We start from the raw sequence: 25,122 nt of genomic DNA on the forward strand, positions 1-25,122 counted from the left end.
TGAAAGGCGCTCCATTCACATCTTGTCAGGGGCGCTGACCCCAAGAAGTTTGAGCCCGTTGCGTAGTGCCTGGGCCGCAGCAGCGGCAAGCAGCAGTCGTGCATCGCGCAGTGCCGCGTCCTCGACCAGTACCGGGGTGCCGTGGTACCACCTGTGAAAAGCATGGGCCAACTCGAGCAGGTATTGCGCCATGAGGTGCGGCTCCAACAGCTGGCCAGCGTTTGCCACCACCTCAGGCAAGCGTGCAAGCTCGACCATCAAGAGCAGCGAGTTGTCGTCGCTCAGCAATCCCACGTGCAGGCGCCCATTTGCTTCATCGAAGTTGTAGCCCTTTTCGATGGATTGTCGCTGCAAGCTGGCGACGCGTGCATGCGCGTACTGCACGTAGAGCACCGGGTTGTCGTTGCTCTGCTGGCGCGCAAGGTCGATGTCGAAAGTCAGCTGCGAGTCCGGCTTGCGCGCGACCAGGAACCAGCGCGTTGCATCGCGCCCTGCCTCATCGATGAGATCACGCAGGGTCAGGTAGCTGCCGGCGCGCTTGGATAGCTTCACTTCCTCGCCGCCACGCATCACCGCGACCATCTGATGCAGGACGTATTCCGGATAGCCGGGAGGAGTGCCGACATCCAGCGCCTGCAGCCCGGCGTGCACACGCGCCAGCGAGCCGTGGTGGTCGGCGCCCAGTCCGGTGATCGCGCGCTCGTAACCGCGCTGCCACTTTGACAGGTGGTAAGCCACATCCGGTACGAAATAGGTGAAGGTGCCATCGGACTTGCGTATGACCCGATCCTTGTCGTCGCCGAACCCGGTCGACTTCAGCCACAGCGCGCCGCCGTCCTCGTAGGTGTGCCCAGACGCAGTCAAACGCTCGACGGTCTCTGCCACCTTTCCATCGTTGTAGAGCGAGCTCTCCAGGAAGTATGTATCGAACGCTATGCCGAACGCAGTGAGATCTTCGTTCTGCTCCCGGCGCAAATAGGCTACGGCGAAGCGGCGTATGGAGTCCAGGTCAGCGGCATCGCCCGTTCCGGAAACCGACCCGCCGTCAGACTCGACCGTCTCGCCGTTCACATACGCGCGGGCGACATCGGCGATGTATTCGCCACGATAGCCGGCCTCCGGCCAGCCAGCGTCATCAGGTAGCAGACCGCTCACACGAGCCTGCACCGACAGGGCGAGGTTCTCGATTTGTACGCCTGCATCGTTGTAGTAGTACTCGCGCCGCACGTTCCAACCATTGGCCTGCAACAGGCGAGCGAGGCAGTCACCGATGGCGGCAGCGCGGCCATGACCCACGTGCAGTGGACCAGTCGGGTTGGCCGATACGTACTCCACGCCGACGGTCTTGCCGCCACCGCTGCCATTACCTCCGTATACATCGCCCTGGTCGAGTGCGGCAACGACTGCTCGTTGGTAGGCAGCGGCGGTCATGTGAAAATTGATAAAGCCTGGGCCGGCAATCTCGACCCTGGCGATGTCCACGCCCATCGGGATGGCCTCCACCAATGCCTGGGCTAGCGCACGCGGATCGCGTCGCGCCGGCTTGGCCAGCAGCATCGCAGCGTTGCTGGCAAAGTCGCCGTGCTCGCGCGTTCTCGGCCGCTCGATCACGAAATCCGGGCTAGCAGTATTGGCCGGCAAAGTGCCGGCGTTACGCAGGGCGTCGATGCCTTGGGCGATCAGGGCGTGCAGGGTGGCTTTCACGAATTTCCTGCTGATGTTGCGGATTTGGTGATCGTACCTGACCGCCGCCGGGGCCCGCGCTCGCGTTTTGGGCGCGCCGCGTGCCCGATCCCGATCCCGATAGTCAAGCTCGGGAATAGTCTGGTCGGGGCGAATTACGGCACGGCCTGCAATACGTCGCTGAGGTGTGTGACATCCTCGACTTGGGATAGGGGCCGGACGAGGTTTTCTTCGAAAAGCACCAGTACTCTTTTAGTGTAATCTTGCTGCCAATGATGATCTAACGCCGCCTGGTCTGCCCAACGCTCAAACAGAACAAGGCGATCGACGTCATCCTTCGCGCGATAGACCTGAAACTCAATGTTGCCTACTTCTTTACGCGTTAGCATGGCGGCGGAAACGATCTCATTAAGCACTTGAGCGATAGCGCCAGGTTTGAACTTCAGCCGAAGCATCACGATCACTTCCCGGCCAACTTCGATTACCTCATTCTTTGTCATGTCATTTGTCTCTGCTGGTGGATCGATGGCTCTTCTTTTCAACGACGCCAGCTACTTATGCGGTGACTCGGTGGTGCTAATTGAGATACGAAGTCCAACAGCTTTCAGAATGTATCGAGAAGCGGTTTGGAACTACGAGCGATCACGATCCCGATTGCCTATTCGGCCTGGGCGCTTCTGGGGAGCGCCAATTCCGAAAAATATCTTCGGATGTGCTCCAGCTTGGGATCGATGTAGCGGCGACAGAACGGCCTGCTCGGATCGGTTCGATAGTAGTTCTGATAACGCTCGTCTGACGCCCTGAAACTTCTAAAAGGAAGGACTAGTGTATGGACCGCCTTGCCCGCCTCGTCGGCAAATCGAGCTATCGCCAATTCAGCCTCTTGCCGCTGGCTGTCCTCGAAGATATAGATCGCGCTGCGGTAGTTGCTGCGGGGTGAGCGGGCCCTGGTTGCGGAATGAGTTCTGAGATGCACCTCGGAAAGCGTTGCCAACTGAATCGCCGATAGATCGAAGGTGACTATTACCCCTTCTGCCCACGTATCTGCCGGCTCGTCCGATTGAACAAAGCCTTGTTCGACTTGACTGACGCCGCGCAAGGTTTGGAACACCCCTTCTGTGCACCAATGGCACCCGCCTCCAAAGCCGATCTTGGCCACCTTCTTCTCCCATGCATAGGCGTATTTCCTGACGCGCCGCCCGGCGCAGGCCTAGCGGCTGATCTCGAAGAGGAACCACGCACGCCGCTCCGCCTCGTCCGTCCAGGTATCGATCAGGCCGGACGTCGCATTATCTTTCGCCTCGTCCGCGACGTATTTGGCGCGGCGAAACGACTCAACCATGTGGAGATTGTCGGCGCGGAGTTCGCTCAGCATGTCCTGCGGCGTTACGAACTCGGCATCGTTGTCCGTGATGGTCTGATGACGCGCGATATCGCCGATCGATCGGATGGTCGTATTGCCCGTTTTTCGAGCGCGCTCGGCGATCGCATCAGTAACGGCGAGGATCTCTGCGGCCTGCTCATCGAGTAGCAGGTGATAGTCCCTAAAGTAGGGTCCGGAAACGTGCCAGTGGAAATTTTTTGTCTTCAGGTAGATCGCATAGCTGTTCGCCAGGATGATCTTCAGAGCATCAGAGACGCTCATGGCGGCAGATTCGTCAAGATCGGAAGGTGTCGGAACGGAAGCAGCATTAATTTTTGTCATCACTTAGACCTCCTCGTTATGGCTTACACGGCAGCCAGCACCGATTCCCACCGATGGCGACGTATAGAGAATGGATTTAGCGCCAGATGAAGTCCAATACCCAACGACTATAGTTTCGATAGCTCGAGCGATATGGGCAGCATTAGGACGGGCGCGGCAGGAGGAGAGGCTGGCCCAGACCTATTTCTCTAGGCAAGAGTCAGGCCGGAAATTCAGCACGAATGCGACGACCTTTGCGATAGACATCTCGCACGGCTTGAGCGATATTTTTCCTGATGTTGCGCGATAAAGATTGAAGCTGACAATGTCCGTCGCCGCCAACTCCCTGGCAAACAGGCTGTTACGTCGTCCGTCCTCGGATCGCCGGACGGTCACGCCGAAACGCCGCCCTTCGTAAGCGCCTTCGCTGTATCCCTCCGCAAGCTTCTCGAAAGCTGCGTCAAACTCGGCATGCTCCACGTCATTCCTCCGTTAGTCGGTGATCGGCCGCGTGTTCGGTCACCTCTAGGACGCAACCGGAGCGGCCTTGTTCCGGGTTGTCGCCAGCCCGATTGCAATGACGATAAACATCACCACGTAAGCAACGATGCCGCTGAGAGACAATGCGGGAATAGCTGCCAAGATGAGGCTGTCATTGCCGCCAGGGATAAGCGCTGTGCCGGCACCCATCAACGCCCCTCCAGCGAATGTCTGAGCTAGCTGTCGCGGCGACGCACCACGCGGGCGCCAAGTGCGTTTTCGATGAGCAGACACGACCGCACCGGCAACGGCCGCCAGAACAGTCGTCACTGCCGCACCCCGTGTTCTGTCCAAGCCAAGGGGAAGACTGGCCAATATGAGATCCGCGTAAGCCCAGGCCGGCATCAACGCATAGAGCGCTCCACCAGTAATCCCGAGCACTATCATGCTTATCATTGCCGTTTGAGTGCCGGCTTCTTTCATCGCGTTTCTGAAAATGAACGCGATGAGCAGAACGAGCGCAACCAAGAAAGTGGCAAGGATGACTGCCGTAGTAGTGCTCGGCGTGCTGAGGATGCTGGGAAATGACTGAGGTTTTGGTTGATACAGGCCGAATGTCACAAGAAATCCGGCAGTCAGTCCCAGTGGCAGCGCCAGCAGTCTTGACTCCCCATTGCCTAGGCGTCCCAACGACCCCAATAGGCATGCGTCATTGATAAGCGCCCCCAGACCGAAAGCGACTCCCCCAATGACTAGCGTGATACTAAGATCCGTGGACCCTTCCAATACTGATCCCACTGGCGACCAAGCTAACGGTACAGCGACCAATCCCGCAGCCAGAGAGGCAACAGTCAGTCCGATCACTCGTCGCGCGCGGCGGCGATGAACAATTTCGTGTGCCGCTGCAACGACACAGGTGCCGCTTCGGTTAGTTGAGTAACCCAGCCAGAAGGCCAGGATTACGGCGATTGCTGCGATCACTGAGATTTCCAGCAGACCCGCGGCACGCATACGCCTGACCAACGACGACGACGCGCAGCGCGACGAGATGGAACCTGACAGATTTAGCGAATATCTCGATCAGGTTGAGGAGGCTTGAAAGCATCAACGCACCATACTCGCTGGAGGATACTTCTGGGGGAAATAGGAACCAAGCCGCAAGCAGCCTGGATCATCTGCCGCTTTCTACAAAGACGTGGACGTTGCGGGCAGGTCGGCAGGGAGGGGCTTCGCTGATAGCCGCGTCCGAGCGCCCCATGACAGTTCTCCAGCCCACCTCACGCCTGGTTGGCTGCACAGATGGCGCTCTATCGAGTGGCCCTGGACCGTTACGCCGGGATACGGGGTGCGTCCGGCCTGCGGCTCATGGACGGCATCGCCCCCTCGGCAATGCTGTGCATCTTCTGCTCGATGGCACGGCGCAGAGACTGGTTGATCCGGGCTGCCGCTACGCAACGTGCACTCCCTTCCGGAAAGCGAAGTGACCTCGGATGGCCTCCGCAACCGGATTTGGCTCGGGGTAGGTCCAGGCCGCGTTCGCGTTGAGCGTACCACCAACGCGAATGTTGAAGTATTTCGCGGTGCCTTTGATCGGACAGACAGACGTGCGTGTGCTTGCCTCGAGCAGGCTCTGGTCAACCGCGGAGGGTGCGAAGTAGTGGTTTCCTTCGACGATGACCGTCTCGTCGCTTGCGACAATGGTGGTGTCTTTCCAAATTGCTGAGACCATCCCCTATCTAAATGAACCCAGTCCGGGCGCGGGAAGCGGCAGTTATCGCCGTGTGGGATGCGCTCCAGATAATCCTGGTGCTCGGACTCGGCTTTCCAGAAATCGCTTACCGTCGTCACGTTGGTTTCCACTTTATTGCAAGGGCACACGCCAGACGCTTCCACATCCGCATGGCAATTGAGCCATGGTCGCTACCTTGGTGATCAAGCGTTGTCGGGTCGCGGATCTGGAAGAAGAATTCGAGCAGGCGGGAACTCGTTTCCGCCGGATCGAAGAGCATCTCCATGGCCTCGGCGCGATTGCCATTGGTGGGGGCAGGTTGCATTAGACACCTCTCCGCCAGAGTATCCGCCGCGAGCGGACACGCCCAATACGCACAAGCTATAGTTTCGATGCCCGGGCGGGGTAGTTTTGCTTGCCAAGCGCCTCGGCGCCGGAGAGGGCTCCAGGGATCAACGTTCATGCTTCTCTAGAATTCGCCTGGCATCAAGCTGGGCAAGCAACAATGTGCATGCAAGCAGACCTAGTTAGGCCAGACTGTGTCCGTTCGATTAGAAGATCGCGTTCGAACTGGGCGACGGCATTGAGGACATTCATGGTCATTGTCCCGGCCGAGCTGGCGAGGTCGGCCCCGCCAAGCGCAAGGCAGTAAACGCGCACTCCGATTTCGGCCAGTGCTTTCACCGTCGAGCTGACATCAATGGCGTCGCGGCCGAGCCGATCGAGTTTGGTCACGATCAGAATGTCCCCGGACTCCAACTTGTCCATGAGTCGGGAAAACCCTCGACGCAGCGCGATAGCGGTGCTGCCGGAAACTGAACCGCGCCGGGTTTGCCGGAGGCCATTTCGTTTAAGTTATGCGGCCATGGATGGTTCGTCCAGCATGGCGTAGTACCGCTCTTCGCCTTCGGCTGGCGGTATGTTTCCGATGGGCTCCAGGAGGCGTCGGTGGTTGAACCAATCGACCCATTCCAAAGTGGCGAATTCGACCGCTTCGAAGTTTCTCCATGGCCCGCGCCGACGGATGACCTCGGCCTTGTAGAGACCGTTGATCGTTTCGGCGAGGGCGTTGTCGTAACTGTCGCCGACGCTTCCGACAGAAGGCTCGATGCCAGCTTCTGCCAACCTCTCGGAGTAGCGAATGGACACGTATTGAACGCCCCTGTCCGAGTGATGCACGAGGTCGCCGCCATGAGCGGGACGCCGATCATGAAGTGCCTGCTCAAGGGCATCGCGGACAAAGCTCGCATGTGCCGTCCGGCTCGCCCGCCAGCCAACGATGCGACGAGCGAAGACGTCGATCACGAAGGCCACGTAGACGAAACCCTGCCAGGTGGCGACATAGGTAAAGTCAGAAACCCATAGCCTGTTCGAATAAGGCCAACCACCAGGGCAGCGCTGGCATCACCAGCCTCGTGGAGGCAGATCGCTTCGTCAGATGGCGTCTCGAAATCGATCAGGTGCGGCATCCGCCTCAAGACAACCTCTCCCCCACTCTGCTGTTCACGTCACCCGAAAAGCGATTGCAACCGCCCAACCAGCGCCTTGATCAATCAACCGGCTCCGCCAAACCGCTGTTCTTGAAATCCCAATCCGAAAGCGGCGCGAACCATTCCGGGGCCGCCTCTCCATGGAGCTGGATGACCTGGTCGCCATCAATGGTCTGCGCGGCATAGTACCGGCTGAAAATGCGGCTAGCCCAGCCTATGCCGTCCCAACCTTGATCGGACGGCTCCTCTGGCATGGCGACGAACTCGACACCCGCGAACTCGCCGCCCTCGGTGATCGCGAGAGGCCCCTCGACGGACCACTCACCGTAGAACAGAAGCACCTCCGCGAGCTTGCGATCCCTGAGATCAGTCAGCTCGACCTCGCCGCTATAGAGTTTCGCCGACCCGATGATGAAGTTGGTCAGCCCCTCTGGGCTCAGCGAATGCGGCATGTCGGTCGCCGCCCCGAGCACAACCCGTAGCGGCGCCTTGGTCATGATGATCACCTCGCCGAGCCTTCCCGACTCGTTGGCGAGAACCGCATCTTTCATCGTAATGCGAAGGCCGCCGTTCGGGCTGCGGAAGCGCTCCGGCGAAATGACTGTCCAGATATTCCAGAGCGACCAGAAGATCGCCAACTTCAACGGCGCGCCAACCATGTCGGCATATGTCTGGAGCGAGGCCAGATACGCCGCCGACATCTGCGTTTTCTGCTTGAACGGCTCCGGGCTTCGGACGTTCTTGACCTCGACGAGCCACTGCTCGCCGTCGTCGAGCACAATTCGGAAATCCGGCGCGCGGCAGCTGACTGCGGCATGGACCCGACCCACATCCTCGGTCTTGAGCAATCGAAAGTGACCAAGGCTAAGCACCGTCGCTTCAAATAGCCGCTCGGTTCGCGAGCCATGAATCAGTGTCGGGTCCGCCAACGCCTCCTCCAGCTTCGGCGTTGCATCAGCGACAAAGCGCTCGACCAAAGACGGGTCGTTCGATCGTCGGCCGGCGTCGCCGCGTCTTTCTTACCGTCCTCGTAGGAGTTGGTTTCGGTCACATCGCGACAACAGACGGCAAGGACGCGCGTTCCGCCGAGCTGCGCGATGAAGACCTGCTTAGTGCGCCCAATTTCACCGCGGCTCGCTTTTTCGGCGGAACTTACGACGCTAGCCGATCCGCTCTGCCGATCCGTGCAGCCGTCGCGAACGGTCTCTCGATCGTCGAGACGCCCGAAAATGTTACGGTGGAGTACGTGAACGGCGAGCACATTCACGAGAGCGAATATATCGCGCCACGCGGCCGATATCGAGCCGAGCACAGCTGGACGACGACGCGCGAGCTTCCATGTCGGCGCACGCGGATCATGCCAATTCGCCCTACGAAGGCACGAAGAAGAGCCTGGGTGCGAAGGTTCGTCCAGCTCATATATATGTGGTCCCGGATCGCTCCGTACTCTTCAATTCGCCCCTTTCTTGATTGGGACGACATACGGGAAGGCTGCGCGCTGGCGCGTAAAGCTATTGGCGTTGTCAGTGACCGGCCGGCCAAGGAACCGGCTCAGCTGCACATCCATGGCGTCATCGGTTGGCTTGCGCCCGTTGATACCATTAAAGTTGAAGCTGGCCGGTGTTCCCGGCTTATACGGAATGACATCAGGCAAAAGTTCGGCCGCAAGCTTGTCCGCATAGGCAACCTTGTCCCTCACGGTGCTGTCACGGTCCAGCGTGATCGCGCGCAAGACCAAGCCGGCGACGGCATATTTTTGCTTGTGATCGATATCGGGCCGGTGACCGACATGTTCGGCAACTTCCATCTGGTTGTTTGCCAAAAACAGATGGGTCATCAAAGGATTCGCGATGCGATTTACCTGCTCCCATTTATCGACGTTGTAGAATGCACTGGAGGCGTAAACGAAGATTTCCTTGGGAAGCATCGCATTCGGAACCTCAATCACGATTACGCTGCTGTAAAGATTCTCGAAGAGGTCTCCCCCCTTGGAAAACGCCGCCATTTCCAGCTTGCCCGTCCCAATGCCATCAAGGAACTTGTCTAGGCCTTCCCCATTCCCGACAAAGGGATCAAGAGCCGGCCCCGTCCAGACGCGGACTCCATTGCTGAAGGTTTGGGTGGCCCCAACGGACGCTTGTCCAAATTCCACTCCTTTCACGCCGACAGGCTGATTGGCACCTTCTTTCGACAAACCAAAGAAAAGCTTTTCGCCTTTCAGGTGAACGGTGATTGTCATCCCTTTTTCTGAACTGGCGCGATCTTCGGCGATATGAAGACTGTAGACGCCATTCTCGCCGAACTGCGCCTGTCCGTCCTTTTTTGTCTGGGGATTGATGTCCATCACAAAGGTCGTAAAACCTTTGCGCTCGGAATCGAAGACGTACAGATCCGTCAAATCGAACTGCGGATGCTCCTTGGCTAAGCGGCTTTCGAAATGATGACTTGCCTGTGCCGCTGTAGATAGAAACAATGTAGAAAACACCGCTATAGCCAGCGCGCTCAACTTGCTTTTCATGTTTTTCATTCGGAATATCCTCTCGTACTTATCAATAGAAAATGGTTCGCGGCCGCATAGCCTGGACCGCACCCACCCAGTTCGCAGGCCCTAGCTCGCTGGCTGCACGACGACGGGAAGGGGCGGCTCCTTGCCGGCCTCGTGGTAGCGGATGTCCTTCAACTGAAGCTCTCCAGTTACGCGCGTTCGAGAAGTGCGACTGTGCCTTGACCGCCGTCGGCGCAAATGCTGACGATCGCCCGCGACCCAACTGGCATGGCCCAAAGTTCCTTCACGGCCTGGCTGAGGTCACGCGCGCCAGTAGCACCGAACGGATGGCCAATGGCCACCGAGCCCCCATTGGGATTGACGCGGTCCCAATCAAAGTCGCCCATATCCGCTTGAACCCCGGCTGTTCCGCGGACCCACTCCTGATCGGTAATGGCCGCGACGTTCGCCAAGACCTGTGCTGCGAAGGCTTCGTGGATTTCCCAGAGTGCGATGTCGGAGTACCTGAGTTTATTTCGCGCGAGCAGGCGCGGGATGCCATAGGAAGGCGCCATCAGCAGACCCTCGGTATGGAAATCGACGGCCGACACCTCGTAGTCGATGAGACGCGCGTATGGGGTAGCCCCCGGAAGTCGAGCCAGACCGGCCTTGGTGGCGACCCAACACCCGGCAGCACCATCCGTAATTGGTGAGCTGTTGCCGGCAGTCAAGCTCCCCTTCCCACTGTCGCGATCAAACACGGGCTTGAGTGCAGCAAGCCGTTCGAGCGACGTGTCGGCCCGCGGGTTCGCATCACGCGCCAGCTCGGGCAGTGAGATCACGAGATCATCAAAGAAGCCACGCTCCCAGCCAGCTACTGCCCGCTGGTGGCTTTTGAGCGCCCAATCATCCTGCGCCTCGCGCGAAACCTGCCAGGCCTTGGCGGTCTCCTCCATATGGTCCCCCATCGTCCTGCCGGTGATCCGGTTAGCCCAGCCCTTTGTGGGGAGCAAATAGTCTCGTGGGGTAAGAGCCTGGAGAGCCGCAAGTGCGGCCGCTGGGTCTCGCGAAAAGAGGTCGGTGAGCCGCTTTGATGCATCGGCGGTCAGCGCAATTGGAGGACGGCTCATAACTTCGGACCCGCCGACCATCGCCAGGTTGGTTCCCCCACCCAACATCCCGCCCGCAGCGAAGGTCGCCGCCATACTGGTAGAGCACGCCAAGACCACAGAGTACGCCGGCACCGTCGGACTGAGTTTGGCGTCAAGCCAGGTCTCGCGGGCGATGTTGCTCCAGCCTACGTTCGGAATGACGGTTCCCCAGACGAAGAGGTCGGGTTCTGCGTGGGCCGCCATCGCCTTCACAACAGGCACGGACAGAGAGACCGCATCGTAGGCAGACAATGGTCCTCCACCGCGGCCGAAAGGCGTGCGAAGTCCTGCGGCGATGAAGACGTGTTCGGCAAAGCGTTTCATGTTGTTCTCCATAAAGTCCAAAGTCGCGCGGGGAGTAGGCATCGATCGAAATCCACTTATGACGCACGAGAAGCTGACGCGTGTGTTGAGCGTCGACGAGGCGTTCCATCAGTTCCAAGTTGTCAGCACTCTATAGTCCGTTCTTTGCCCGATTTCCAGGACGGAACCGACGGGTGACGATTGTCCCCGGGCGAGATCCTTTCCAGGCGATTCCCGTACTCCTTATATCGATGGAACGTAGAGCCGCACGCGCTACTAACCACCGTAGCGCTCGGTCTTGATAATAGAGGGGTCTAGGCCGGCCAGCAGCGCGCCGTCAGTCGCAACGTTAACGAAACTGTTCGAACCGCAGACGAATACTTGCGTGGGCTTTCGGGGAAACCGGGCTACGATTTCTTGAACCATCGCGCCGTCGATCCGCCGCGAATAGTCCGATGTGCGGATCGGCTTCTCGCGCGTAATCGCTAGCGCCAGGGCGAACGCCGGATCGCTGAGTGCGATGGAATGCAGCTCTTCTGAAAAGAGAACGTCTTCAGCGGTTCGTGCGGACAGAAGCAGCGCTGTAGGCACGGTCTGGGCCAGTGCGCGGCGCTGCCGAATCATTGCCATCAACGGCACGAGGCCGGAACCTGCCCCGATCAACAGAACTGGATCCGTAGCATGTTCAGGCCACAGAAAATGGCCGCCGAGCGGACCCCGCAGTTCGATTTCGTCGCCGACGGCCGCGGCGTCATGAAAGAACTGCGAAACTTCGCCGTCCGGCAGGCGCTCTATAGCGAGCTCGATGGTCGCGGACGAATTTGCCGAAGACGCAATCGAGTAACTGCGCATCGCTCTGTAGCCATCAGGCGCAGTCAGTCGGACATCAACGTGCTGGCCTGCGATGTGCCCGAACGGCTTGGCCAGCCGAAAGAAGAAACTCTTGATATTCGGGGTCTGCTGGACGATCTCGTCGATCACACACGACTGCCACGACACAATTTGTGCGCCGCTTTCAGTCATGGGTGTATCGCTGCTCGCGCCATGGGTCGCCGTAAATATGATACCCGTGTCCCTCCCAAAAACCGGGTTCGTCTCGGGTTGTAAATTGCAGCGCCTTCACCCATTTGGCGGACTTCCAGAAGTAGAGGTGCGGAACAAGAAGACGCGCGGGCCCCCCATGATCACGGGTAAGCGGCTTGCCCGCATAGCTAAGCGCGACCATCGCTTTCCCTGAGAGTAAATCCACCAAGGGAACGTTTGTTGAATAATCATCGTAGCAGTGCGCCAGGACGAAGTCGGTGGGCCGATCAAGCCCTGCATCCGCCAGAATGTCTTCGATCAGTACGCCCTCCCAGACAGTATCTAGCTTGGACCAGGAGGTGACGCAGTGAATGTCTTTGGTCACCTTAGTCTTCGGTAGAGCATTAAACTCAGTCCAATTCCAAACCTTGAAAGGTTTCGGACCAACCTTGACTGTAAATTTCCAATCGGAGGGCTCCACACGCGGCGTGGGCCCGGCCGAAAGCACTGGGAAATCCTCCACGAGATGCTGGCCTGGTGGAATCCTATCTTTCTGATCTCCGCCCGAGCCGCGACCGCTAAATCCTCTGGTGACCATGGCGAACTCCCTTGCTTGTCAGATTGACCGGAATCGGATGCGCTTCAGAATTTATATGCAGCATCTTTTCACATACGACCGCCGAAAGAACCGATTTAGTGAAGAAAAAAAGCGGGTGTTCAGTCCGGACCAGCAACGGCCTTGCTCGTTACGGGCTGTCATTTGTATGTGACTATAACGTCAGGTCAGTATGACTTCCCAATACCCTCCCGCTATGGCTTTGATAGCTTTGCACCGGCGCTGCAGGCGCATACCCCTCAGCGGAATCAGCGAATGATGTCGCTTGCTCAACCCGGGGGTGGAATCGCGGCCATGATCGCCCGCGAGTATTCAAGGACAGCACCTGAGCGCGGATCGCCCGTCAATTCTGAACGCGACCAAGGTATGGACATTATGCTGTCACGCTATTGGACACGCCAGGCGCGCCTCTTCATAGTCCGTCACGCGAATGCTGGAGCACCGATTCAACTTGAAGATCTGTCGATCCGATCGATCTAAGTATTGGATACATCTCTCGTCCCGAATGGTAGATGTCGGTGGCGGCTATCCTCTCCTAGAAGACGGGAAGTTAATCGGCGGAATCGGCATTTCCGGAGGCGCCTATCAACAGGATCAAGATGCGTGCGCGGAGGCACTCATGAAAATCGCTTTCCAGCTACCGGCCAACTACGCTCTGCCCATCGCAGGCGATGGCCCGCCATTCAATGGCCACGACGTAACCTTTCTCGCCGCTTCTGGTGAGATGGAACTTTTGAAGGGGCCACCCGTCGACGGAGCGGTAATATTGCGGTTTCCTTCGGTGCAGGTCGCGCGTGATTGGTAATGACAGCCGTGCCTACCAAACCATCGCTTTGCCGGTTCCAGCTACCGCGCTTTATTGTCGAGGGCGGTGGTGACTTGCTGATATCAGCAGCAGCGTTAATCAAGGCGCTCGGATACAGGTCGCAAATCAGGCCGGACCTTCGCGCTCCATCTTGAGGCGAGATGATTTACCTGGCTTCTCTACAGGAATTGGAGGATTAGATGAGCGTCGACGAAAGACAGGCCCCCGAGTTACGGGTGCAGAAATGGATTGGAAAGGACGGAGAAATCATAGCGCCACTCAAACTAACAGATGTCGGCGGGGGCATGAAGATTTTGTTCGCCTTCCAGCACTGGTGCCGTGGCTGCCATGTGCATGGGTTTCCGACGCTACTAACCTTGCATCGTGCATTGAGCAATAAAAGCGTGGGTTTCGCAGTGATTCAGACCGTCTTCGAAGGAGCACATGAGAACACGTTCGATAAGTTGCGACTAAACCAGCTTGAGTATGAGCTTCCTGTCGCTTTTGGTCATGACGTTCCGCTAGCCGGCACAACGCTCCCCACGTTCATGGAAGACTACGGCACACGAGGAACACCTTGGTTCACTGTTATCGACGCTGGCGGCCGAATCGTTCTATCGGATTTCCATCTCGATGCAGAGCGGCTCCTGAAGGAACTGGCGCGGGCATAACAAATGCGTTGGATTATCCTGACTGCCACCCACCTCACGACGCTTGCCGTAGGTTTTGCGGTCGGGGTCTATACGCTGCCGATCCTAACTGCGCCTCGATCACCGGGTACAGCTGCACTTCAGAATGTCGCTGCAGAAACACTCTACGCAGGACGCCTGGTGCGCGATCTAAAAGGCAGCGATCTGCTTCATTGGGGCGAAGGGGAACTTCAGGTATCGCGCAGTCGCATCGCGCACATTGGGCGTCTCGCCCCTGGCCCAGACTACAAGCTCTACCTTGCCCCACGTTTCGTCGTCTCGGAGGAAGCCTTTCTCCAAATCAAGGAAAAATCGCTCCGTGTGGGCGACATTAAGACGTTCAACGGCTTCATTGTGGAGGTGCCTGCCGGAATCGATGTTCGCGACTACAACGCCGTGGTCATCTGGTGCGAGGCATTCGGCCAGTTCATCAGCGCGGCAGAATATCAAACCTCGCGAAAGTATCCGAAACAAGCTAGCCCGTAAAAGCCGTCAGATTTCCGCACCGTCGCAAACCACGATCTTCCGGCCGGCAGCTGCAATGCAACACACCGCCCCTTTGTGCTCAACTGGATCGGGACACACGCCGAACCCCATATATTTGGAATTGCGATGACTGTCGTCGGAGCAGACGGCTATCCAGCGCGCGACCGCGTTGATCACCGTTCTGGCAATGCTGACTATCGCACGCAGGCAGCCGAGGCACCCAATCGAGCCCAAGGCTACCCCTGTTAAAGCAACGCCGATTATCGCGGTATCTTTCGATATGCTGATACGAGCGTATGAAGAGACGCAGAGCGCTCGCTACCACGCGGCAAATGAGGTTAAAGCGCCCTATGAGACTTCTTCTACAGTGACGTTCTTGCCGTTGAACGTCACGGTATCCCCCGCTCGGGCACCTTCGATCGCTTTGAAGATCGGCGCCATCGTGGAAATGCCCATGAGCTCACGCCCTCGACAGCTGAACTTGCTCGTTGACACTGCAATCACAAAGTAGCGCCCGGACAGCTTGACGACAGCGCCTTCGCTGACTGCCGACTTAGGGCCGAAATCGATCATCTCGAGCTTTTCGAGCTTATCGTCATAGTCATGGAGCGTGTCATCAAGCGCTTCAGCCAAGTCGCTCGCGATTTCGGCCTGAGCGTGCTCGTCGTTCTCGATCGGTTCGCTTCGATCAAGCCGAGCAGTGGAGACATAAGCAAGATAAGTGCCGCGAGCGCTATGCAAGGCTGAAGTCTCCAGCGAAAGCATGGTTTCGCGAATGTGGTCTTTATTCCAATCCATAGTCACCTCGTTTTGTTTCGATAATTAAAATGGACGGCAACTCAGTCCATGACCACCTCGGGAGCGGACCTCAGGCCCGCCGACACCGCTATTCATCGCTGCTGACGTCATCTCCCTGGTATGGGGCCCTGATCAGTCGGGAATCCCGGAGGATGCTCGTGACCAGCCAAACATAAGACTGCTCGGCGGTATCGAAGCCAAGGATGCTGAAAACTCCTCCGAAAGGACATGGCGGGAAATCCGGAAATCCCTCCCGAAGAACATAACGCTCGGGATCGCGGTCAAAGTCGTTCTTGAAGACTTTACGCAGTCCGTGCTTGCTCTGCACACCCTGATCATCCACTTGCGCTATTTCTCGATGCACTTCAAGCCGATCGGGAATGTCATGGTGGCAAATGTCGTCGAACACGTCGAATGCGTCGATCAACAGACCCTTATGCCCGGTCGCTGTATCGGTAATCGCGTAGATGTTGGAGGCGTCTTCAGCATCATCTCCGCTTTCCAGGCGCAATGCCGCGTCGACGCGCACGGCGCACGGGTCAAGGGTCGATCCCAGTTCGAGATCGACAAAACTGTTGTCCTTAACGCGATATTCACGGTCGTAGCCCTTTGCGACAAATGATTGCACTGCTACTAGAACGTCGGTCAACTCTGATGTCATGACGCTGCACCTTTGCCGGATTGAATTGGACACGCTCTGGCATAGGGCGCGCTTGGGACCCGTCGTATGACGGCTAAATAATGTTCGGCGCCGTATTCACAGCCACTTAGACTTCTTGAACCGCACGAACAGAAAAATGCAAGATATCGCCATCAGCCCGAGCACGACGAACACTCCATAGGCTGTATTCAGTCCTGGCAAGTTCTTAAAGTTCATGCCGTATATCCCAGCAATGGCCGCCGGCACTGCCAGTATTGCCGCCCAACCCGCGAGTTGGCGGGTGACCACACCTATCCTTTGCGCCTCGAGGAGACTGTTGAACTCAAAGACCGATGACAGGACTTGGAGGAGGCCATTGACCATGGACTGCACGCGATCAACGTGGTCGGCGACATCGTTGAAGTACGGTCTCACTTCGGGGCCGATGCAGGGAAAATGCCCACGAACGAGCTTTCTGACCAATTCAGCCATGGCTCCGAGCGTGCGCTGGAATCGCGTAAGTTCGCCTCTCAGTCCGAAGATGCGGGCGACATCATCTCGTCCGAGAAAGCTCCCTAACGAGCGCCGCTCCATCGCCAGAACGTCATCCTCGATCATTTCAAAGATGGGCAAATATTGATCCACGATCCGGTGCAAGATCGCGTGCAGCACGTAATCGACACCCTTTCCCAGGAACGCCGGTGAAGCCTCGAGTTGCTCCCGAAGGTTGCCTAGCGCTCCGGCGTTGCCGTGCCGTACGGTGATGAGATGGTTGTGGCCGGTGAAAATGGCCATCTTGCCGTAGCGGATTCGGTCGTCTACTAGTTCTGCGGTCTGGGCGACGATGTATAGCTCGTCGTTGTAGACCTCGAGCTTGGGAGGGCATAGCGGGTGCATTGCATTATCGATTGCCAGTGGATGAAGCTGATACGTCGCTTGGATCGAGTCAAGTTCCTCCGCGCTGGGATCGTGAAGGGCGATCCAGCAGAAGTCTGAGCGACTGTTACCCAGCTGGACACGCTCGTCGATCGCGACGTCCCGAATTCGCTTACCTTCGTTGTAATAGCAAGCAGCGATGATGCTCATACCGGCCTCGCAGGAATCTGTAGGCCACGCTGCACCGCAGGTCGGGCCAACCCGCGTCCGAGCCATGTTTGAATGTTCGAATAATTGCTGAGGCCAAGGATGTCGCCAGCGGCGTACGATTCACTGAGTGCGTTTACCCAACCGAGGGTGGCTATATCTGCGATCGAGTAATTGTCGACGATCCATTCGCGGCCTTCCAGTCGGCGGTCAAGGATCTCCAGGATACGCTTGGATTCATCGATATAACGCTGTCGAGGCCGCTTGTCCTCATAGTCCTTACCGCCCCATCTCAGGAAAAAGCCGAGCTGACCGAACATCGGCCCGACGGCCGACATCTGGAAGAACACCCAGCTGAGAGTTTCGTAACGTTGGGCGGGTGCACTCGAAATGAGCTGGCCGGTCTTGTCCGCCAGATAGATAAGGATCGCACCAGATTCCCACATGCCTATCGGCTGGTCGCCGGGCCCATGGGGATCAATGATTGCCGGGATACGGCCGTTCGGATTCAACGATAGGAAAGCGGGGTCTTTGGACTCATTCTTCGAAATGTCGATGAAGTGCGGCTCATACGCCAGGCCGATCTCCTCCAGCATGATGGCGACTTTGACACCATTTGGCGTTGGTGCCGCGAAGAGCTGCAGGCGGTCAGGGTGAAATGCCGGCCAGCGCCGAGTGATCGGAAAGGAGGACAGGTCATGCATGCTTCTACAATCTCTAGTGCGGGGATGGCTGCGGGCTGGTGAACAGTGCCGCTCTGGACCAATCAGTCCGAGTCGGTGACCGCATCACTGAGCGATGCGGTCCCGTGCATTGTGAGCCGGAGCAGCGTAGTACCTGCACGCGGCTTACCTACTAAGCTACTGAAACGTCCGTCGGCTATCAATCACCAGTTTTTTGTCGCTTGGGAAGCACCCAGTCAGGCCGCGGGAAATGGCAGGTGTAGCCGCCCGGCCGCTTTTCGAGGTAATCCTGGTGCTCCGGTTCGGCTTCCCAAAAATCGCCCACGGGTGCTACTTCCGTCACAACCTTGCCACTCCAAAGCCCGGATGCATCTACGTCGGCAATCGTGTCTTCGGCTACTCGCTTCTGGTCTTCATCGACATAGTAGATGCCAGAGCGGTAAGAGAGCCCCCGATCATTTCCCTGTCGATCCTTTGTGGTGGGATCGTGGATCTGGAAGAAATACTCCAGGATATTCCGGTAGCTCGTCTGTTCAGTATCGAAAGTGATTTCGATTCCTTCAGCATGCGTGCCGTGATTGCGATAGGTGGCGTTTAGGACGTCGCCACCTGTATAGCCGACGCGGGTCGAGATGACCCCCGGCCGTTTGCGGATCAAATCCTGCATACCCCAGAAACATCCGCCTGCTAGAACTGCACGCTGATGCATGTTAACCCTCCTTTATTTGTTCGAGATAATCGCCGTATCCTGCGGCATCCATCTCATCGCGCGGGATGAAGCGCAGAGCCGCTGAATTGATGCAGTAGCGCAGACCTCCTCGGTCGCTCGGGCCGTCAGGAAAGACATGGCCCAGATGGCTGTCGCCATGTACCGACCTGACCTCCGTCCTGACTGCGCCATGTGTATTGTCCCGCACCTCGTTGATGTGTGCCGGTACGATCGGCTTGGTAAAGCTAGGCCAACCCGTTCTGGAATCGAACTTGTCCGTGGAAGCGAACAGTGGCTCCCCCGAGACAACGTCAACGTAGATGCCCACCTTTTTGTTGTCGTTATACTCGCCCGTGAACGGCCTCTCGGTGCCGGCTTCTTGGGTGATCCGGCGTTGATCGGGGGTCAGGCGGTCGATTGCTTCTTGTGACTTTGTGTACTTCATATTGGGCTCCAAACTTTGGGGAACGATCCTTTCTCGACTACGCTTTCCTATAGATCCACTATCACAGTGACAGTAGGATTAATCCAATACCTTGCGGGCATGGATGCCATACCGTCTGTGCAGTTTGATGACCACTCATTGCCATTTGTACTTCGACGCGAACTGGGCGATCTGACTCAGCTCAACAGGCGTAGTGGTACCAGAGGCCACCGCCATGACGATCTCACGTTCCAATGTGAGGCCTTCGATCTGCCGAGTGACCAGGCCAGGAGCTCCGACGGACCGCTCCGGTAGAACGCAGACTGCCCTGCCCTGCCCCACGATGTGCTGAATCCAGTCTTCTCTATCTATCCGCAAGCGAGGCCGCATCACCACATCTCGTCGCGCGAAGAACTCCTGGATCTGCACTCTGTACTCGCAGCTCAACCAATCAATTAATGGATACTCCACCAAATCTTCGACACGTACGGCGCCAAATGCAGCTAATGGGTGGTCGGCTGCGCAGGCCATCACGAAACGCTCGCGAAACAGGGGCACGACCTCCAACTGCGGATCAGGGTTAGAACTCTGCGGAAAGATGCATGCGTGACACCTCCCCGAGAGCACACTCGCGATGTCCTCTTTCAATTTGAGTGCATGCAACTTGAACTCCATCGATGGAAGCTGATCCAGCGCACTGACAAAGAACGCGGCGAAGGGTTTTGCCCCGAGGGTCGGCGCAACCGCGACATCTATAACTTGATGTTTACCTTGCGCCCAATTGTCCGAGTGGAATCGCACGCTCTCCAACGCCACTAGCATCCGTCGGAACTCCAGTTCAACGTGCTCTCCCAAGCCAGAAAGACGGCTGTGTTTCCCCTTTCTGTAAATCAGCGGGCCGCCGAGCTCATCCTCCAATCGGAGTATCGCCCGCGTCAGACTAGGCTGAGAAACCCCACTCAGTTTCGCCGCAGTCGTGAAATTGAGGGTTTCGGCCAAGTTGATGAAGTAGGTGATTTGACTAAGTTCCATAGCCCTTCTGCTCTAGTGCCGAGGCGTCCTGACGGGTAATCGGAGACATACCAGCATCCGTATATATGCGCGGTGCACATAATACCTCATTTGGGCCGTGTGTGTGCGCCGCGCACATAATCCCCGATCCAGGACGATTTGTGTGTGCTACGCACATATTTGCGGGTTCTGCTCCGAAGCGTTTGCCGGTTGCGAAAGGGAATGGAAATTTGCTGTGGCGGACAAAGACCAGCCAGCCCGTCCCATCACTTGCTACAGGCGAACCTGACGTCAGTCTTGGGAGGGTTCTTTTCGCCCTGCACGCTTCCTGGAAAGCATGAAAGGGTTCTTTGGCAAGCGTTGGGGCGTTCTGCTCATCTCATTAAGGCGCGACAAGACGTCACTTCCGAATGCCTTCCAATCTTCGAAGACATCGAAGTCATGTTTCACAGCTATTGGAAATCCTTCGTAGCGAGCTTCATAGTGAAAAAATAAGGCAGTGACTACTTGAAACCAGGAAGGTCTTTATCAACATGAAGCATCTGTCACGCGCGCTTGCGGCATAAGGAGGTTCAACGGCTTATTCTCTAAGTTCGTCAGAGGTCAACCTCTCTAGCTACATGACACTAGTGGTGTGGTGCGAACTTCAGCCAATTTATTTGCGCGCGCAGTGTGAAGACCTCAGCGCTCTTTTTTAGGCGAGCCACTTCATCAGCCGTTTGCCGTCGTGAATAGACTTTCCAATTGACTATGTGGCCACTTTCGCAGGAGAAGACGACACAAATGGCTCGTTCAACATTCATTTTTAATCGCGCAAACGGCGACCAACTTTCCGGATGGCTTGAGACTCCAGAAACGACACCTCGCGGATGGGCGATTTTCGCCCACTGCTTCACCTGCGGAAAAGAAAGCCGCACTGCTGTTCACGTGTCCCGCGCATTGTCGCGTGCGGGGATTGGCGTTCTAAGGTTCGATTTTGCGGGGATCGGGAGTGACGACAGGACTGACGGCGCCATTAGCTTTGCCTCAGACATCGAAGACCTTCGAGCAGCCGCTGTCGCAATGACTGAGGCAGGTATGACGCCTTCTCTCCTCGTCGGGCATAGCTTGGGCGGCACAGCAGCTATTGCGGCCGCCGCAGAGATGCCAAGCATTGCTGCAGTGGCCACGATCGGCGCACCAGCCGACCTCCAACATATCCTGAGCCACGTGCAACCCGGTGAGCTCGGCGCGGTTGCCCGCGATGGCGAGGCCACAGTAGAGATAGCCGGTCGTCCCTTTCACATCCGCCGCAGTTTCATAGACGCAATCGAAAAAATCGACATCGAAAAGTCCATTGCCTCCCTGCGCCGCCCGATGCTGATAATGCATTCACCACTGGATCAGGTCGTTGGTATTGACCACGCGTCACGCATATTCGTCGCGTCAAGTCATCCGAAGAGCTTCATTTCTCTCGACAAGGCTGATCACTTCCTCACCGACACTTCCGACGCGAATTACGCCGCTGCCATGGTTGCCGCATGGGCTACTCGTTTTCTGCCAACGCTCTCGGTTGATCTTCCACAAGTTGAGGTCGCCAAGGGAGTGATCGCCACGGAAACCCTTGCAGGAAAGTTTCAGCTCGCCGTTCGTAGCGGTGACCACACATTGCTCGCGGACGAACCAGCTTCGGTCGGCGGCCTGGGAAGCGGACTGTCCCCTTACGAACTGGTGTCCGCGGGCCTTGCCGCCTGCACAGTGATGACAATGCGCCTTTATGCGAACCGTAAAGGCTTCCCGCTCGAGCGGGCTAGTACGACTGTTGAGCATAAGAAGGTGGCGGGCATGATGCCTTCCGACAGGTTTACTCGCACCATTGTGCTTGATGGGCCTTTGGATGAGGATCAGCGAGCTAAAATCCTGGAAATCGCTGATCGCTGTCCCGTGGACCTGACCCTTGTGCGAGGGTCGGACGTTCAGACAGAACTCTCAAGCAACTCTCAAGGGGATGCCCCCACTCCATCAACCGCATGACCTCCACGCCCCATCCCACTGAGCCCAGCCTGCCGGAAAAGAACGACTTCATCCGGCAGATCATCCGCGAGGACCTGGCGACGGGCCGGCATGCCATCGTGCGCACGCGATTCCCGCCAGAGCCCAACGGCTACCTGCACATCGGCCACGCCAAATCGATTTATCTCAACTTCGGCATCGGTCGCGAATTCGGCGGGCCGGTAATTCTACGTTTCGACGACACCAATCCCGCGAAAGAAGACCAGGAATACGTCGAGGCTATCAAGGACGACGTGCGCTGGCTGGGCTTCCAGTGGACAGAGCTGCGGCATGCGTCGGACTACTTCGAGGTGTTCTACCGCAGCGCGCTCAAGCTGGTGGAAGACGGCAAGGCCTATGTGTGCGACCTGGATGCGGAGCAGGTGCGTCAATACCGCGGCACGCTGACCGAACCGGGCCGCAATTCGCCCTTCCGCGATCGCACCGTCGCCGAGAACCTCGATCTGTTCACGCGAATGCGCGCCGGCGAGTTCCCCGACGGCGCCCGCACCCTGCGCGCGAAGATTGACATGGCCAGCGGCAACATCAACTTGCGCGACCCGGCCATCTACCGGATCAAGCACGTCGAGCACCAGAACACCGGCAACGCCTGGCCGATATACCCGATGTATGACTACGCGCACTGCCTGAGCGATGCGCTGGAAGGCATCACGCATTCGCTGTGCACACTCGAGTTTGAGGACCACCGACCGCTATACGACTGGTTCGTTGACCACGTGGACCTATTGCGGCACCCGGCGCTTTATCAGTCGGTTCTGGACGCCGGCCTAGTCGCGCCGGTGGCGAAACCGCGGCAGATCGAATCCTCGCGCCTGAACATCAACTACACCCTCACGAGCAAGCGCAAGCTGCTGGCACTAGTTGGAGAGGGCCTGGTGTCGGGCTGGGACGACCCTCGCTTGCCGACCCTGCAGGGCCTGCGCCGCCGCGGCTGCCCGCCGGCGGCGCTTCAGTTGTTCGCCGACCGCGTTGGCATCAGCAAGCAGAATTCACTGCTCGATTATTCGGTGCTAGAAGGCTGCATCCGCGACATCATGGACTCTACCTGCGCCAGAAAGTTCGCTGTGCTTGATCCTCTGAAATTGATCATCACGAATCTCGATGAGCGTCACGAGAGCCTTGTCACGTTCCCAAATCATCCTAAAGATGCCGCGTTTGGTGAGCGATCAGTTCTGTTCTCGCCGGAGATATGGATTGAGAAAGAAGATTTCGCAGAGGTTCCGACGCCCGGATTCCATCGATTGGCGCGAGATAAGGAAGTTCGATTACGCGGGGTAGGACTTATCAAGTGCCACGACATTGTGACGATAAACGGCGCAGTCCAAGAACTGCGCTGCACCCTGGATCCAGACTCGCGCCCCGGAATGCCCGGCTCCAAGCGCAAAGTTAAGGGAACGATACATTGGGTCAGTGCAAAACATGCGGTGCCGGCAGAATTCCGACTTTACGACCGGCTTTTCTCGGTTCCGGATCCGGACAATGAAGACGGCGGCATGACTTATCGAGATTTTCTAAACCCGCTGTCAATTCAAAACGCTTCCGGCTTTGTTGAACGTTCTGCAGCTTTTGTGGCTCAAGAAACTCAGTTGCAGTTCGAACGGCTTGGCTTCTTTGTCGCTGATCGCAACGCCCACGCGTCCGGCAAGCCGGTGTTCAACCGTACCGTCACCCTGCGCGACACCTGGGCAGGCAAGTCCGGTTCTTGAATGATCTGCGCGTAGCTACGCCTGACACTGCCATCTTGGTCCACCATCGATCGACTTCCAGACAGTCCAGTCCAGGTCGCATTTGGTGTTCAAACACAAGTCTCGCTGACATGCTTGAGCGCATCACGGAATCAAACTGCACCAGTCAGTTTCCGCCGTATTCGTGCGCGGCGGCGGAAGCCAACTGAGCTTCGCTGGAACCTTGCGCTCAATCTTGCGAAGCGAAGAGCTCCGAAACCGGCCAATGGCGACGCGCGGCTTTCACGAAGGCGCCAATCGCCGGTGAGTGCGGCCGCCCGCGCACGGTGGCGAGGTAGATCGTCCGCGAATACTCCGGCTCGATCAGGGGGCGGACGATCAGGTCTGAGTCCGTGACACAGTTTTCGGGGAAGAACCCGAACCCCAACCCGGCCTTGATCATCTTCTGTACCCAGTCGTCGCGCGGCGAGCTGAAGACCTTCTTGATAGTCACGCCGCGGCGAGCGAAATCGTCGGTCACCGTCTGAAAGACCTCGCAATTGGTTCGCCCGACATAGGGCTGTCCGTCCAGTTCTTCGACGCGGATTGCTTTCTTCTGCACCCACGGGTGCTCAGGGGGCAGTACGATGACGAACTTCTCGTTGAAGATCGGCACCTGATGGAACTGTTCGGGAAGCTCTTCCGGCACGCCAACCAGACTGATGTGCAGGTCGCCCTTTTCGAGTTGCTCGATCATCGCTCGGGCCTCGCCGTCAATAACACTTAACTCGACCTCAGGGTTGTCCGCCTGGAAGCGCACGATCAGATCGGCGACAAGTTGCGGGCCAATCGTGCACATCGCACCTAACGTCATTGTGACGTTCTCAAGCTTCTTCGAAGACTTGGCTGCTTGCATTGCCGCCTGGGCCGACGTCTCGACGCTTTCCAGGTAGGGGAGCATCATTTGTCCAAGCTCGGACATATGTGTGTTGCTGCGCTCGCGGTGAAACAGCGGACCGCCAAGCTCGCGCTCGAGTTGCTGGATCGCCCTGGTCAAAGCCGGCTGGCTCACCTTGCATTGCTCGGCAGCGCGCGTGAAATTGAGCGTCTTCGCTAGAGCGATGAAATACCGGACCTGCTGCATTTCCATCAGCGATACCTCCTAGCGGGTTGGCCGGATTCCTATCAAATGCTTCCGAGACGGTGTATCGGCTATGGATAGCGAATATAAACGGTTAGTCGGGCGCCAGTTCATTAACGGTAGCTATCGTCAGCGATATATATGCTCCGCGCATATGCCATCACGCAGAGGTCGATCTTTCATAGCTCATAGACATTGCAGTGCTAACCCTATCCGACGGGTTGAATTCCGCGCTTGCACCCGCCCACAAGGTTGTTGGGGCTTTTAGGGGATACATGGCGCACCAAAGATAA

26 protein-coding genes and 3 pseudogenes are annotated in these 25,122 nt (G+C 57.5%); 6 read left to right on the forward strand and 23 right to left on the reverse strand.

Features of this window, described 5'->3' with window-relative positions; all coding sequences use genetic code 11:
• Positions 1 to 15 precede the first annotated feature (15 nt).
• From argS to ACVOLZ_RS08795, 15 genes and pseudogenes are all read right to left on the reverse strand, one after another.
• The gene (gene argS, locus ACVOLZ_RS08725) at positions 16 to 1,704 is read right to left on the reverse strand and encodes an arginine--tRNA ligase (protein ID WP_180872664.1); all 1,689 of its coding nucleotides are present in this window, start codon (positions 1,702 to 1,704) and stop codon (positions 16 to 18) included.
• A 134-nt stretch (positions 1,705 to 1,838) separates the two neighbouring features.
• Positions 1,839 to 2,183 (reverse strand): putative quinol monooxygenase, encoded by a 345-nt coding sequence (locus ACVOLZ_RS08730; protein WP_180872665.1) that lies wholly within the window; start codon positions 2,181 to 2,183, stop codon positions 1,839 to 1,841.
• A gap of 158 nt (positions 2,184 to 2,341) precedes the next feature.
• A complete protein-coding gene (locus ACVOLZ_RS08735) occupies positions 2,342 to 2,842 on the reverse strand; it encodes a peptide-methionine (S)-S-oxide reductase (protein WP_180872666.1) in 501 nt (166 codons plus the stop codon).
• Positions 2,843 to 2,893: 51 nt separating this feature from the next.
• On the reverse strand, positions 2,894 to 3,388 hold the full coding sequence (locus tag ACVOLZ_RS08740) for a Dps family protein (RefSeq protein ID WP_219627551.1): 495 nt from the start codon (positions 3,386 to 3,388) through the stop codon (positions 2,894 to 2,896).
• Positions 3,389 to 3,568: 180 nt separating this feature from the next.
• Complete coding sequence (locus ACVOLZ_RS08745; protein WP_180872667.1) at positions 3,569 to 3,847, reverse strand: hypothetical protein; 279 nt, start codon at positions 3,845 to 3,847, stop codon at positions 3,569 to 3,571.
• 45 nt (positions 3,848 to 3,892) lie between these two features.
• Positions 3,893 to 4,858 carry a YeeE/YedE family protein gene (locus ACVOLZ_RS08750; RefSeq protein WP_258011405.1) on the reverse strand — a complete coding sequence of 322 codons (966 nt, stop codon included), beginning with the start codon at positions 4,856 to 4,858 and terminating at the stop codon, positions 3,893 to 3,895.
• Positions 4,859 to 5,294: 436 nt separating this feature from the next.
• The gene (locus ACVOLZ_RS08755) at positions 5,295 to 5,576 is read right to left on the reverse strand and encodes a DUF427 domain-containing protein (RefSeq protein WP_180872669.1); all 282 of its coding nucleotides are present in this window, start codon (positions 5,574 to 5,576) and stop codon (positions 5,295 to 5,297) included.
• A gap of 115 nt (positions 5,577 to 5,691) precedes the next feature.
• Entirely contained in the window at positions 5,692 to 5,901 is a 210-nt protein-coding gene (locus ACVOLZ_RS08760; protein WP_258011406.1) for a peptide-methionine (S)-S-oxide reductase, read from the reverse strand.
• Between the two features lie 161 nt (positions 5,902 to 6,062).
• Positions 6,063 to 6,380, reverse strand: a pseudogene (locus ACVOLZ_RS08765) (recombinase family protein); the annotation flags it as partial.
• A 51-nt stretch (positions 6,381 to 6,431) separates the two neighbouring features.
• Positions 6,432 to 6,950: pseudogene (locus ACVOLZ_RS08770) on the reverse strand (IS3 family transposase); the annotation flags it as partial.
• A 175-nt stretch (positions 6,951 to 7,125) separates the two neighbouring features.
• The gene (locus ACVOLZ_RS08775) at positions 7,126 to 8,043 is read right to left on the reverse strand and encodes a hypothetical protein (protein WP_219627553.1); all 918 of its coding nucleotides are present in this window, start codon (positions 8,041 to 8,043) and stop codon (positions 7,126 to 7,128) included.
• A gap of 473 nt (positions 8,044 to 8,516) precedes the next feature.
• On the reverse strand, positions 8,517 to 9,593 hold the full coding sequence (locus ACVOLZ_RS08780; protein ID WP_180872670.1) for a DUF4331 family protein: 1,077 nt from the start codon (positions 9,591 to 9,593) through the stop codon (positions 8,517 to 8,519).
• 167 nt (positions 9,594 to 9,760) lie between these two features.
• Positions 9,761 to 11,026 (reverse strand): thiolase family protein, encoded by a 1,266-nt coding sequence (locus ACVOLZ_RS08785; protein WP_180872671.1) that lies wholly within the window; start codon positions 11,024 to 11,026, stop codon positions 9,761 to 9,763.
• Between the two features lie 255 nt (positions 11,027 to 11,281).
• A complete protein-coding gene (locus ACVOLZ_RS08790) occupies positions 11,282 to 11,986 on the reverse strand; it encodes a ferredoxin reductase (protein WP_481515824.1) in 705 nt (234 codons plus the stop codon).
• A 34-nt stretch (positions 11,987 to 12,020) separates the two neighbouring features.
• A complete protein-coding gene (locus ACVOLZ_RS08795; protein WP_180872673.1) occupies positions 12,021 to 12,626 on the reverse strand; it encodes a sulfite oxidase-like oxidoreductase in 606 nt (201 codons plus the stop codon).
• Positions 12,627 to 13,149: 523 nt separating this feature from the next.
• Here ACVOLZ_RS08795 and ACVOLZ_RS08800 point away from each other — a divergent pair.
• The 4 genes and pseudogenes from ACVOLZ_RS08800 to ACVOLZ_RS08815 form a co-directional block, all read left to right on the forward strand.
• Positions 13,150 to 13,251, forward strand: a pseudogene (locus tag ACVOLZ_RS08800) (heme-binding protein); the annotation flags it as partial.
• Positions 13,252 to 13,263: 12 nt separating this feature from the next.
• Positions 13,264 to 13,449, forward strand: a complete 186-nt coding sequence (locus ACVOLZ_RS08805) for a DUF1330 domain-containing protein (protein ID WP_180872684.1) — start codon at positions 13,264 to 13,266, stop codon at positions 13,447 to 13,449.
• 200 nt (positions 13,450 to 13,649) lie between these two features.
• Positions 13,650 to 14,120, forward strand: coding sequence for a TlpA family protein disulfide reductase (locus ACVOLZ_RS08810; RefSeq protein WP_180872674.1), 471 nt, complete (start codon positions 13,650 to 13,652; stop codon positions 14,118 to 14,120).
• Positions 14,121 to 14,123: 3 nt separating this feature from the next.
• On the forward strand, positions 14,124 to 14,624 hold the full coding sequence (locus ACVOLZ_RS08815) for a DM13 domain-containing protein (RefSeq protein ID WP_180872675.1): 501 nt from the start codon (positions 14,124 to 14,126) through the stop codon (positions 14,622 to 14,624).
• Positions 14,625 to 14,972: 348 nt separating this feature from the next.
• On the opposite strand, the gene ACVOLZ_RS08820 is transcribed toward ACVOLZ_RS08815, so the two are convergent.
• The 7 genes from ACVOLZ_RS08820 to ACVOLZ_RS08850 form a co-directional block, all read right to left on the reverse strand.
• Positions 14,973 to 15,422 (reverse strand): hypothetical protein, encoded by a 450-nt coding sequence (locus ACVOLZ_RS08820; RefSeq protein ID WP_180872676.1) that lies wholly within the window; start codon positions 15,420 to 15,422, stop codon positions 14,973 to 14,975.
• 88 nt (positions 15,423 to 15,510) lie between these two features.
• Complete coding sequence (locus tag ACVOLZ_RS08825) at positions 15,511 to 16,083, reverse strand: hypothetical protein (RefSeq protein ID WP_180872677.1); 573 nt, start codon at positions 16,081 to 16,083, stop codon at positions 15,511 to 15,513.
• A gap of 96 nt (positions 16,084 to 16,179) precedes the next feature.
• Positions 16,180 to 17,148, reverse strand: coding sequence for a magnesium and cobalt transport protein CorA (locus tag ACVOLZ_RS08830; protein WP_180872678.1), 969 nt, complete (start codon positions 17,146 to 17,148; stop codon positions 16,180 to 16,182).
• Positions 17,145 to 17,849 carry a glutathione S-transferase N-terminal domain-containing protein gene (locus ACVOLZ_RS08835; RefSeq protein WP_180872679.1) on the reverse strand — a complete coding sequence of 235 codons (705 nt, stop codon included), beginning with the start codon at positions 17,847 to 17,849 and terminating at the stop codon, positions 17,145 to 17,147. Before ACVOLZ_RS08835 ends, ACVOLZ_RS08830 begins: the two co-directional genes overlap by 4 nt.
• 178 nt (positions 17,850 to 18,027) lie before the next feature.
• Positions 18,028 to 18,537 carry a peptide-methionine (S)-S-oxide reductase MsrA gene (gene msrA / locus ACVOLZ_RS08840; protein WP_180872680.1) on the reverse strand — a complete coding sequence of 170 codons (510 nt, stop codon included), beginning with the start codon at positions 18,535 to 18,537 and terminating at the stop codon, positions 18,028 to 18,030.
• Between the two features lies 1 nt (position 18,538).
• Positions 18,539 to 18,982, reverse strand: a complete 444-nt coding sequence (gene msrB, locus ACVOLZ_RS08845; protein ID WP_180872681.1) for a peptide-methionine (R)-S-oxide reductase MsrB — start codon at positions 18,980 to 18,982, stop codon at positions 18,539 to 18,541.
• 135 nt (positions 18,983 to 19,117) lie between these two features.
• The gene (locus ACVOLZ_RS08850) at positions 19,118 to 19,993 is read right to left on the reverse strand and encodes a LysR family transcriptional regulator (protein ID WP_180872682.1); all 876 of its coding nucleotides are present in this window, start codon (positions 19,991 to 19,993) and stop codon (positions 19,118 to 19,120) included.
• Between the two features lie 762 nt (positions 19,994 to 20,755).
• On the opposite strand from ACVOLZ_RS08850, the gene ACVOLZ_RS08855 reads away from it, so the two are divergent.
• Both ACVOLZ_RS08855 and ACVOLZ_RS08860 read left to right on the forward strand, forming a co-directional pair.
• Positions 20,756 to 21,985, forward strand: a complete 1,230-nt coding sequence (locus tag ACVOLZ_RS08855) for a bifunctional alpha/beta hydrolase/OsmC family protein (RefSeq protein WP_481515825.1) — start codon at positions 20,756 to 20,758, stop codon at positions 21,983 to 21,985.
• Positions 21,982 to 23,730: a glutamine--tRNA ligase/YqeY domain fusion protein gene (locus tag ACVOLZ_RS08860; RefSeq protein WP_481515826.1), complete on the forward strand. Its 1,749-nt coding sequence runs from the start codon at positions 21,982 to 21,984 to the stop codon at positions 23,728 to 23,730. The genes ACVOLZ_RS08855 and ACVOLZ_RS08860 overlap by 4 nt, the downstream gene beginning before the upstream one ends.
• 208 nt (positions 23,731 to 23,938) lie before the next feature.
• Here ACVOLZ_RS08860 and ACVOLZ_RS08865 read toward each other — a convergent pair whose 3' ends face one another.
• Positions 23,939 to 24,838, reverse strand: coding sequence for a LysR family transcriptional regulator (locus ACVOLZ_RS08865; RefSeq protein ID WP_481515827.1), 900 nt, complete (start codon positions 24,836 to 24,838; stop codon positions 23,939 to 23,941).
• Positions 24,839 to 25,122: the final 284 nt, after the last annotated feature.

Source organism: Stenotrophomonas sp. STEN020, from assembly GCF_056760195.1.